Raw genomic sequence first — 8698 nt, forward strand, 5'->3', positions numbered from 1 at the left:
TCAGAACACCTCCCAGAGGTGCATCGCCAGGCTGGCCGAGCAGATACCCAACAACGCCCCCGCAGCAATATCAGTGGGATAGTGCACACCCAGCAGGACGCGTGCGAGGCCAATTAGCATTGCAACCAGGTAGGCGGGCAGAAAAAGAAATGGATAGTGAGCAACCAGAACGGTGGTGAAGACAAAAGCCGCGGCCGCATGCCCCGAAGGAAAACTGAATTTATCGGAAGGCTCGATAACAGCGCGGAACCCCTGTAAGCAGTGACAGGGACGGTCTCTCCGGATGGTATTCTTTAAGAGCAGATAGAGTGGCAGCTCCAGGCTAAATGCGATCAGCCCGACCTGAAAAAAAACCAGGCCCCGATCCTGATCCCAGAGCGCAAGCCCCGATCCGATCAGCAGGTAGCACAGACCATCCCCCAGACGGGAGATAAACCGACTGATGGGCGTCAATCGCAACGCCCGATGCAAATCGGTACACCAGAAGAAAATCCGGGTATCAAACGCGGTGAGTTTCTGCAGTCTGTTCATGGTGGTCATCCGTTCTGTGCAGCCTCCGCACAATACTCACGGAACCGGATGACATGACTGTGACGCCTCGTTGACGCTTTGGTGACGTCCGCTTAAGCGTGCACCAGATTATCTTTGAACCAATGTGCGGCTGTGCTGACCAGACCCTTGGGGTTATCCCAGGGAATCATATGCCCTTCGCCCGGCATCAGTACCAGCTCGAACGGATGCTCAAGTTCCTCCAGCACCCGCCGGGTATAGCTCAGCGGCAGGATCTCGTCCCGGTCCCCCTGAATCACGGCCGCTCTGAATGGATAGCGTTTGCTGATAACTTGAGCCCTATGAGTGAACAGGTTGGACAGAGTACTGAGCGGATAATCAAACACGATTCTCTGGTCATCGTTGATCACCTCCCCGGCGGGATGCCCCTCCAGTAAGGTGTCAAAATCCATAAATGTCCTCAGCGGTACAGACATGGACGGGAACAGCTGGGCAGTGCTCCAGGTCCAATACCAGCCCAACTGGTGCAGCATATCCGGTGGGCGCTCGGTAAGAAGCAAGGTACCGCAAAGCACTGCGTCAATACGCTGATCGGCTTCAGCCAACGCCACGGCAAGCATCGCACCAATGGAGTAACCATAAACGCCGACTCGACCGTTGCTGCGGCCTGATAAAGCGGTAATGACGTTTTGAAGCCCCTCTACCATGCTTTCTACGGTGTAGACTCCTCGATCCCCTTCGGAGTAACCGTGCCCGTATGGATCGACGCCGACCACATTGAAACCGGTTTCACTCAAGCGGCCAAGCAGCTCAGCGTAAAGCTCCACATAGGTTGCAATTCCAGGCAGAAAGATGATCAGTGGCGCATCATCAGCATAGTGGTAGTACTCGCAGTGGAGACCATCCGGCCCAACGCGAAAAGCTTCCCGTTTCGCCAGGTAGCGACCGATACCCAAACGCCGATGTAACTCGGCACGCACCGGGTCGTCTTCCCTGCCAAAATCGGTTGGCGTGATCGTATCCAAACGCTGATTCATATCCCGTTCCCAGTGAAATGCGGCGATTACCGCTGGCAGCTACGGCAGAATACCGTACTGCGCTGCCCCAATTTGATTTCTGTTAGCATCTTGCCACAACCGGGACAGGCCTCACCACCGCGTCCATAGACAGACAATGCCTGTTTAAAATAACCGGGCTTGCCATCACCACCGACAAAGTCACGCAGGGTCGTGCCGCCCTGGATAATTGCCGCTGCAAGAACCTGTTTAATCGCTTCAACCAAACGAGCCAGCCGCACTCTGGAAATACGCCCACTTGCTCGACGTGGATCGATACCGGCTTGGTACAGCGCTTCATTGGCATAGATGTTACCCACCCCAACCACCACGTGGCTGTCCATGATCAGTGCCTTGATCGCGGTCTTACGGCCCTTCGCCTTGGCTGCCAAATAGCGGGTATCGAACGCATCGGAAAGTGGTTCAGGCCCAAGGGATGCCAGCAAAGGGTGAAGCTCACCGGCGGGCTGCCAAAGCCAGGCGCCAAAACGACGCGGATCGGTAAAACGCATCACCCAACCCGTCGCAAGCTCCAGATCGACGTGGTCATGCTTTCCTGCCGGCGAGCTCTCAGGCAACATCCGCAGACTGCCTGACATGCCCAGGTGCACCAGCGCAGAACCGCCTTCCACGCGAATCAGTAGATATTTACCTCGCCGACTGACTTCACGTATCGACTGCCCCTCCAGGCTAGACACCAGTTGATCTGGAATCGGCCAGCGCAGCCTGGATTGGCGGATCACCAAACGGGATACGACAGCACCTTCGAGATAGGGTGCAACCCCGGCCCGGCTGGTTTCAACCTCTGGAAGTTCAGGCATTCAATAACCCTTTAACATCAGCGTCTTTGCGGACGAAGCACCAGAAACACACCCGCCACCGTCACAGCGACACCCAGTAACGAAAGGCCGGTGAGACGCTCATCAAACAGCAGCCAGGCTTCGAACGCGGTTGCAGGGGGCACCAGGTAGAAATAGCTGGCGACCCGTGCGGACTCCCCCTCCCGAATCATATACATCAGCAACAAAATAGCGCTGACAGAAAGCCCCACTACCAACCAAACGAGTGCGCCGACCAGCTCGGGCTGCCAGTCAATCCGCCCTGACTCCAGACTGTAGGTCAGCACGCCCATCAACAAGGCTGTGGCGAGATACTGGAAGAATGAGCCTGTCAGTAGATCAACGCCCTGGCCAAAACGTTTTTGGTAAAGCGTTCCCACCGATATACAGCCCAGTGCAACCAGAGCAGAGATAAGAGCGGGCATATTGAAAGCCGCCTCGGACAGTTTCTGCCCGCCGCTCAAAACCAGCGTTACGCCGGCCAACCCAAGCAGTAACCCCAACCATTGCAAACCGCGTAGTCTCTGGCGCCAAAGCCCCCACGCTAGCACTGCAGTCAACAGTGGCTGCAGCCCAACTATCAGGGAGGTGACGCCCGCGGGCAGCTGCCAGCGTATCGCGGCAAAAACGCCCCCTAGGTATCCGGCATGAACCAGCGCACCAACAACCATCTGATTGAGTGCCTGTGGCGGCGACGGCCAGCGTGCTTTAAACAGAAAAATCAGCGCAAGAAAAACCACCAGCGTCCAGAGCATTCGAATGAACAGAAGGTTAAACGGCTCGATGTAGGGAAGTGCCCACTTCGCGCCAATAAAACCGGTACTCCAGAGCAGAACAAATAGAAACGGAACAAACCGGGTGAGACGGGAATCGGCTGTCATGCAGCCTCCAAGTAGGTATTTAAACGGATAGCCCGGGAGGCGCTATCCGCCATCAAAATCAGAGATCGAGCGCGTAATCAATGATCAACGGGCAATGCTCAGAAAACCGGTTATCGCGATCAACCCGCGCGCTTTTAACACTTTTCCTCAGGTTAGCCGTGGTGATCTGGTAATCCAGACGGGCGCCTTCGTTCAACGTCCAGGCGCGGTTATACTCCGGCCACCAGCTGTACTGACGCTCGGCTTTATTGACCTCTCGGAAGGCGTCCACATAACCCATCTCACCCAAGACCTCCTCCATCCACTCGCGCTCCTCCTTGAGGAACCCTGAAACCTTCTGGTTCACATACCAGTTACTCAGGTCCACGGTTTTGTGAGCAATGTTGAACGTACCGGCAAAGATAAAGTCACGACGTTTACGCAGCGTCTTCTTCAGATGGGCCTGAAAATGCTCCAGGTACTCCATCTTCGCGGCCTGCGCTTCAGGACTGCGAAGACCGGAGGGTATCGTCATCGATGACACACTGACCTTGTCAAAATCCGCCTGAATAAAGCGGCCCTGATAGTCACATGCCTCGAAACCAAGCCCGGTCATGATCGCCTTGGGCAAGTGCCGGGTATAAATGGCAACGCCGCTATAACCATCCTCGAATGCATCGAAGAAATACGCATGATAACCCTCAGGGTGATAGCGGTCCCCATCCAGCTGGTACTCGCGCGCTTTCAGGTTCTGCAGACAAACGACATCTGCATCCTGATTTACCATCCAGTCGAAGAAGCCTTTATCGGCAGCCTGTTCAATACCCTGCGTATTGAATGTAATCACGCGCATAGTTTCTTTAGCCCCACCCGAACCCAAATCCGGAAAAAGAAAACGAAGCCTCGATTGTATCGATAAGCACCCCAAATTTAAAACCTTTCCGCCCTGTAACCCGCTGATATTGGGCGAATGCGCCATCTCGGTGCAAGCTAACAGGGCAGCACAACGCCCCATTTGTCGGTATCATAGGCGTCCGTTCCACAGGCCCAGACCGGAGAAAGTCATGCAGGATTACCAGCGCGAATTTATCGAATTTGCCATTGAGCGCGAAGTGCTGCGCTTTGGCCAGTTCACCCTGAAATCGGGCAGAACCAGCCCCTATTTTTTTAATGCCGGCCTTTTCAATACCGGCTCAGCCCTTGCGCGTCTGGGCCAATTCTACGCCTCGGCTATCGTTAATGCCGGTATTGAATTCGATGTCATGCTCGGCCCGGCCTATAAAGGCATTCCACTCGCCGCATCCACTGCCGTTGCGCTTGCTACCGAGCACAACCGGGATGTGCCCTACGTATTTAACCGTAAGGAAGCCAAGGACCACGGTGAGGGCGGCACCCTGGTTGGTGCCCCGCTGGAAGGCCGTGTTTTAATCATCGACGACGTTATTACCGCCGGCACCGCAATCCGTGAAGTCATGGCAATCATCGAGCAGGCTGGCGCGACGCCCGCTGCTGTCGCCATCGCATTGAACCGTATGGAACGTGGCCAGGCTGAACTGTCTGCCATCCAGGAAGTGGAACGCGACTACGGTATGCCCGTGATCAGCATCATTACCCTGGACCATCTGATCGAATACCTTTCTGAAAAAGAGGATATGCGTACTCAACTGGAGGCTATCCAGGCCTACCGCAACGAATTCGGAATCGACGCCTGAGAACGTCTTTTTCAACTTGACCTTCCCCAGGCTAAGTGGTTGAATATGCACACTGTTTGCCCGGATAGCTCAGTCGGTAGAGCAGGGGATTGAAAATCCCCGTGTCGGTGGTTCGATTCCGCCTCCGGGCACCAAAATTCTAAAAAGCCCTGCACTTCGGTGCGGGGCTTTTTTGTGGCCGCAATACAGCAGATCCTCACCACTCCGAACATTAAAAGTAACCGTCCGGCGATCACACCTTGTCAGCGCTAACCGGCGTCCAGTTATGCGGCAGTAACTCATCGATGGTGCTGGCCTTCTGCGTCGTAACCGTCCGCCCATCACCTCTTGCCAAGGTCAGAAGTTGACTATTTGTTGACCTAACTCAACTTACACCGGATCGGTCCGTGCAACTGAACACCAGCACCCGTAGGGTGGTGGCTGACAGAGGGCAAGGACTGCCGATGCTCTCAGGATGAGAGCCTCTGTCACCTTTCAAGGATGTGTCGGAGGCTGCAAGGACGCAGCGGAACTCCCCGTCTTCTAATGATCGTTACCGCTGCAAGGCGACCAGTGCTGCGGCAGCAGTTCATCGATCGCGCTGGCTTTTTGCGTGGGCAGTCGCATCAGTACATCTTTTAGATACGCATAAGGCTCATGTCCATTCAGTTTTGCTGACTGGATCAGACTCATGACGTTGGCCGCCCGCTGGCCACTGCGCAAGGATCCAGAGAACAGCCAGTTTTTCCGGCCTAGCGCCCAGGGCCGGATCAGGTTCTCCACCCGGTTATTGTCGATCGGCACCGCCCCATCCTCCAGGTAACGCGCCAGCGCCGCCCAGCGTTTAAGGCTGTAGTCCAGCGCTTTGGCCGTGGCCGTGCCGTCCGGCACTTTCGCGCGCTGCGCCTGCATCCACCGATGCAGTCCATCCACGATCGGTTTGGAGCGGCGTTGCCGGACCCCCTGACGCGCAGCACTTGAGAGCGGAGCAAGGTCACGCTCGACCTCATACAGCTACCGGATGTACTCCACGGCCTGACCGGCGATCTGACTCTTACCGCTGACCTCCAGTTCCACGAACTTGCGACGGGCATGCGCCATACAGCCGATCTCGGTGGCCCCTTTGGCGAAGCTGGCCTTATATCCGCTGTAGTCATCACAGACCAGCTTGCCGCTCCACTCACCGAACATATCGCGGGCGTGCTGTCCGCTCCGTCCAGGAGCGAAGTGGTAGATCACCGCGTTCAGGTCAGAGAACGCGGTGCTGGCATAAGCCCAGATATAGGCCTTATGGGTTTTCTTCTTGCCGGGTGACAACATCGGCACCGGCGTCTCGTCGGCATGCAGAACAGGTTCGCTCAGCAACGTTTCACGCAGAGCGTCGACCAGTGACTGCAGCTGTACCCCGCAGATGCCGACCCATTCCGCCAGTGTGGAGCGGGCGATCGGCACACCGGCCCGGGCGAAGATCTGTTCCTGGCGGTACAGCGGCAGATGGTCGGCGTACTTGGCGATTAACACCTGGGCCAGCAGGCCGCTCGTCGGGATACCCTTGTCGATGACCTGTGCGGGCACAGGCGCCTGTGTGAGCGTCTCACAATGATCGCAGACCCACTTGCCCCGGATGTGGCGTTCAACGGTGAACACGCCGGGTGTGTAGTCGAGCCTCTCGCTGACGTCTTCTCCGATACGTTTGAGCTGACAACCACAGGCACACGCGGTGTTATCCGGCTCATGATGGATCTCGGTACGAGGCAGCTCTGGCGGTAAGGGTAAGCGCTTGGGCTGACGTTTTTCGGAGGGTATGGCCTCTGGGGTTTTCAGCTGCTCAAGCTCAGTCTCGATCCCAGCGATATCGGCATCCACAACCTCGTCCAGCAGGCTGATCTGAAGCACGTTGAGATGCTCACTGCGCTGGCCGTACTTGTGCCGCTTCAACAGGGCGACCTCATGCGTGAGCTGCCCGATCTTCAGGTCTCGCTGCTGGATACTTTGATCGCGCGCCTGGATGACCTGGTCCCGCTGTTGAAGCGCTTGACCCTGTGCTTGGATCACCTGATCCTGCTGCTCGGCACGCGTGATCAGATCGGCGGCTAACTGGCGCAGCTGTTCGGGTGTCAGTTGGGTCAGATCAGGGGATGAACTCATGCATAACAGTATGCTGTTATTAGACCCGTGTGGGGATACCCTGATTGGCTAATGGCAGGCTAAGCGGTCTTGTGATCATCACCCATCAGACATTAGATCAGACCTGCGTAATCACACCGGCGGCACTCAGCTGTCGCCAGGGCAGCCCTTGTACCAGTGCCTGAAGTTGCTCGGACGTCAGCACGATCTGGCTACCCCGCCAGATCTCAGCCCAGTGGAACTTGCCTTGATGGAGGCGACGTGCGCAAAGCCAGATTCCCAGCCCATCATGGATCAGCACCTTCATCCGATTACCGCGCTTGTTGGCAAACAGGTAAGCGCAGTGTGGGCGAGCCTCGCCGAACACATTAATCACCCGTGCCAGAGCGGTATCGGCCCCGCTCGCATATCCATGGGTTCAGTCGCCAACCAGATCTCATCTATACGGATCATCGCAGCAGATCCTGCAACCAGCGCAAACAGCGTTCGACGTCAGCCAGGGGCCAGTTCACGACGAGGCTACCGTTGGTACGAGGGATCTCGATACGGATACTGTCGCCGATATCCATTGATGAGCGTAGTGCTGAAGGAGCCTGCAAGGGAACAGACAAAAAAGCAGGTGGTACCGGCTCCGACTGTTGCAGCCGAGCAGCGCGGATCCACTTATGAACCAGGTTGGCATTGAGGTCATGCTGCAGAGCGATGCCGGCGACCGAAGCGTTTGGTTGCAGGCAGTCAGCCACAATCCGGGCTTTGAACTCGGCGGTAAAGCGACGACGCTTCTTGGGGGCTTTTGATACGCTTGGCAGGGTCATAACAGGTGTCCACTTAAAAATAGGTGGACACTATCGCCAGTGGATGACCGGTAGCTCAAGATGGGTTCGGCGGACGGTTACGCCTCCCCGCCGTACCTTCGGTACACGCGTGCTCACATGGGCCAGGTAGTGCACAGCAGATCCTCGCTCCAAACATTAAAAAACCCCGATACCTTGCGGTACCGGGGTTCTTTAATATTAGGTGCCTGGCGATGACCTACTCTCACATGGGGAAGCCCCACACTACCATCGGCGATGACGCGTTTCACGACTGAGTTCGGCATGGGATCAGGTGGTTCCACGTCTCTATTGTCACCAGGCATAACTGGTTTTAACAAAACTGGCTCTGAAAGACTCTCTAGAAGAGCAGCTATCGCTCATCTCCTATCGACTGTCCTGTCGTTCGCTACAAGCTTCAACCGCGATCGATCGTATATTCAACTGTGTGCCTTACAAGCTTTTCAGCTTCGCACTCAAACGCCTTGGGCGTTATATGGTCAAGCCTCACGAGCAATTAGTACTGGTTAGCTCAACGCCTTACAACGCTTACACACCCAGCCTATCAACGTCCTGGTCTCGAACGGCTCTTTAGGGACCTCAAGGGTCCAGTGAGATCTCATCTTGAAGGAGGCTTCCCGCTTAGATGCTTTCAGCGGTTATCCCGTCCGAACGTAGCTACCGGGCAATGCCATTGGCATGACAACCCGAACACCAGAGGTTCGTTCACTCCGGTCCTCTCGTACTAGGAGCAACTCTTCTCAAATCTCAAACGCCCACGGCAGATAGGGACCGAACTGTCTC

The 8698-nt window shown here is 56.1% G+C and carries 7 protein-coding genes, 1 tRNA gene, 2 rRNA genes and 2 pseudogenes; 2 read left to right on the forward strand and 10 right to left on the reverse strand.

Annotation, left to right across the window (positions count from 1 at the left end; all coding sequences use genetic code 11):
• The 5 genes from G403_RS0107410 to G403_RS0107430 all read right to left on the reverse strand — a co-directional run bounded on the left by G403_RS0107410 (position 1) and on the right by G403_RS0107430 (position 4117).
• Positions 1-531 (reverse strand): phosphatase PAP2 family protein, encoded by a 531-nt coding sequence (locus tag G403_RS0107410; protein WP_027853429.1) that lies wholly within the window; start codon positions 529-531, stop codon positions 1-3.
• A gap of 92 nt (positions 532-623) precedes the next feature.
• Positions 624-1547 carry an alpha/beta hydrolase gene (locus G403_RS0107415; RefSeq protein WP_051298697.1) on the reverse strand — a complete coding sequence of 308 codons (924 nt, stop codon included), beginning with the start codon at positions 1545-1547 and terminating at the stop codon, positions 624-626.
• Between the two features lie 26 nt (positions 1548-1573).
• Positions 1574-2386 (reverse strand): bifunctional DNA-formamidopyrimidine glycosylase/DNA-(apurinic or apyrimidinic site) lyase, encoded by an 813-nt coding sequence (mutM, locus tag G403_RS0107420; protein WP_027853431.1) that lies wholly within the window; start codon positions 2384-2386, stop codon positions 1574-1576.
• A 17-nt stretch (positions 2387-2403) separates the two neighbouring features.
• The gene (locus G403_RS0107425) at positions 2404-3285 is read right to left on the reverse strand and encodes a DMT family transporter (RefSeq protein WP_027853432.1); all 882 of its coding nucleotides are present in this window, start codon (positions 3283-3285) and stop codon (positions 2404-2406) included.
• A gap of 58 nt (positions 3286-3343) precedes the next feature.
• The gene (locus G403_RS0107430; protein WP_027853433.1) at positions 3344-4117 is read right to left on the reverse strand and encodes an exodeoxyribonuclease III; all 774 of its coding nucleotides are present in this window, start codon (positions 4115-4117) and stop codon (positions 3344-3346) included.
• A 211-nt stretch (positions 4118-4328) separates the two neighbouring features.
• Here G403_RS0107430 and pyrE point away from each other — a divergent pair, with 211 nt between their 5' ends.
• Together pyrE and G403_RS0107440 are read left to right on the forward strand one after the other, a co-directional pair.
• A complete protein-coding gene (gene pyrE, locus G403_RS0107435; RefSeq protein ID WP_027853434.1) occupies positions 4329-4976 on the forward strand; it encodes an orotate phosphoribosyltransferase in 648 nt (215 codons plus the stop codon).
• 58 nt (positions 4977-5034) lie between these two features.
• Positions 5035-5110: transfer RNA gene (locus tag G403_RS0107440), tRNA-Phe, on the forward strand.
• A 388-nt stretch (positions 5111-5498) separates the two neighbouring features.
• Here the strand turns inward: G403_RS0107440 and tnpC are convergent.
• From tnpC to G403_RS0107470, 5 genes and pseudogenes are all read right to left on the reverse strand, one after another.
• Positions 5499-7103 (reverse strand): annotated as a pseudogene (gene tnpC, locus G403_RS22570) (IS66 family transposase).
• Positions 7104-7200: 97 nt separating this feature from the next.
• A pseudogene (gene tnpB / locus G403_RS22575) lies at positions 7201-7470 on the reverse strand (IS66 family insertion sequence element accessory protein TnpB); the annotation flags it as partial.
• A gap of 61 nt (positions 7471-7531) precedes the next feature.
• Positions 7532-7897 (reverse strand): IS66-like element accessory protein TnpA, encoded by a 366-nt coding sequence (gene tnpA, locus G403_RS0107460; RefSeq protein WP_036232924.1) that lies wholly within the window; start codon positions 7895-7897, stop codon positions 7532-7534.
• Between the two features lie 204 nt (positions 7898-8101).
• Positions 8102-8217 (reverse strand): 5S ribosomal RNA (gene rrf, locus G403_RS0107465).
• A gap of 173 nt (positions 8218-8390) precedes the next feature.
• A 23S ribosomal RNA gene (locus G403_RS0107470) occupies positions 8391-8698 on the reverse strand; the annotation flags it as partial.

The sequence above is a fragment of the Marinobacterium litorale DSM 23545 genome (assembly GCF_000428985.1).
GTDB lineage: Bacteria > Pseudomonadota > Gammaproteobacteria > Pseudomonadales > Balneatricaceae > Marinobacterium_D > Marinobacterium_D litorale.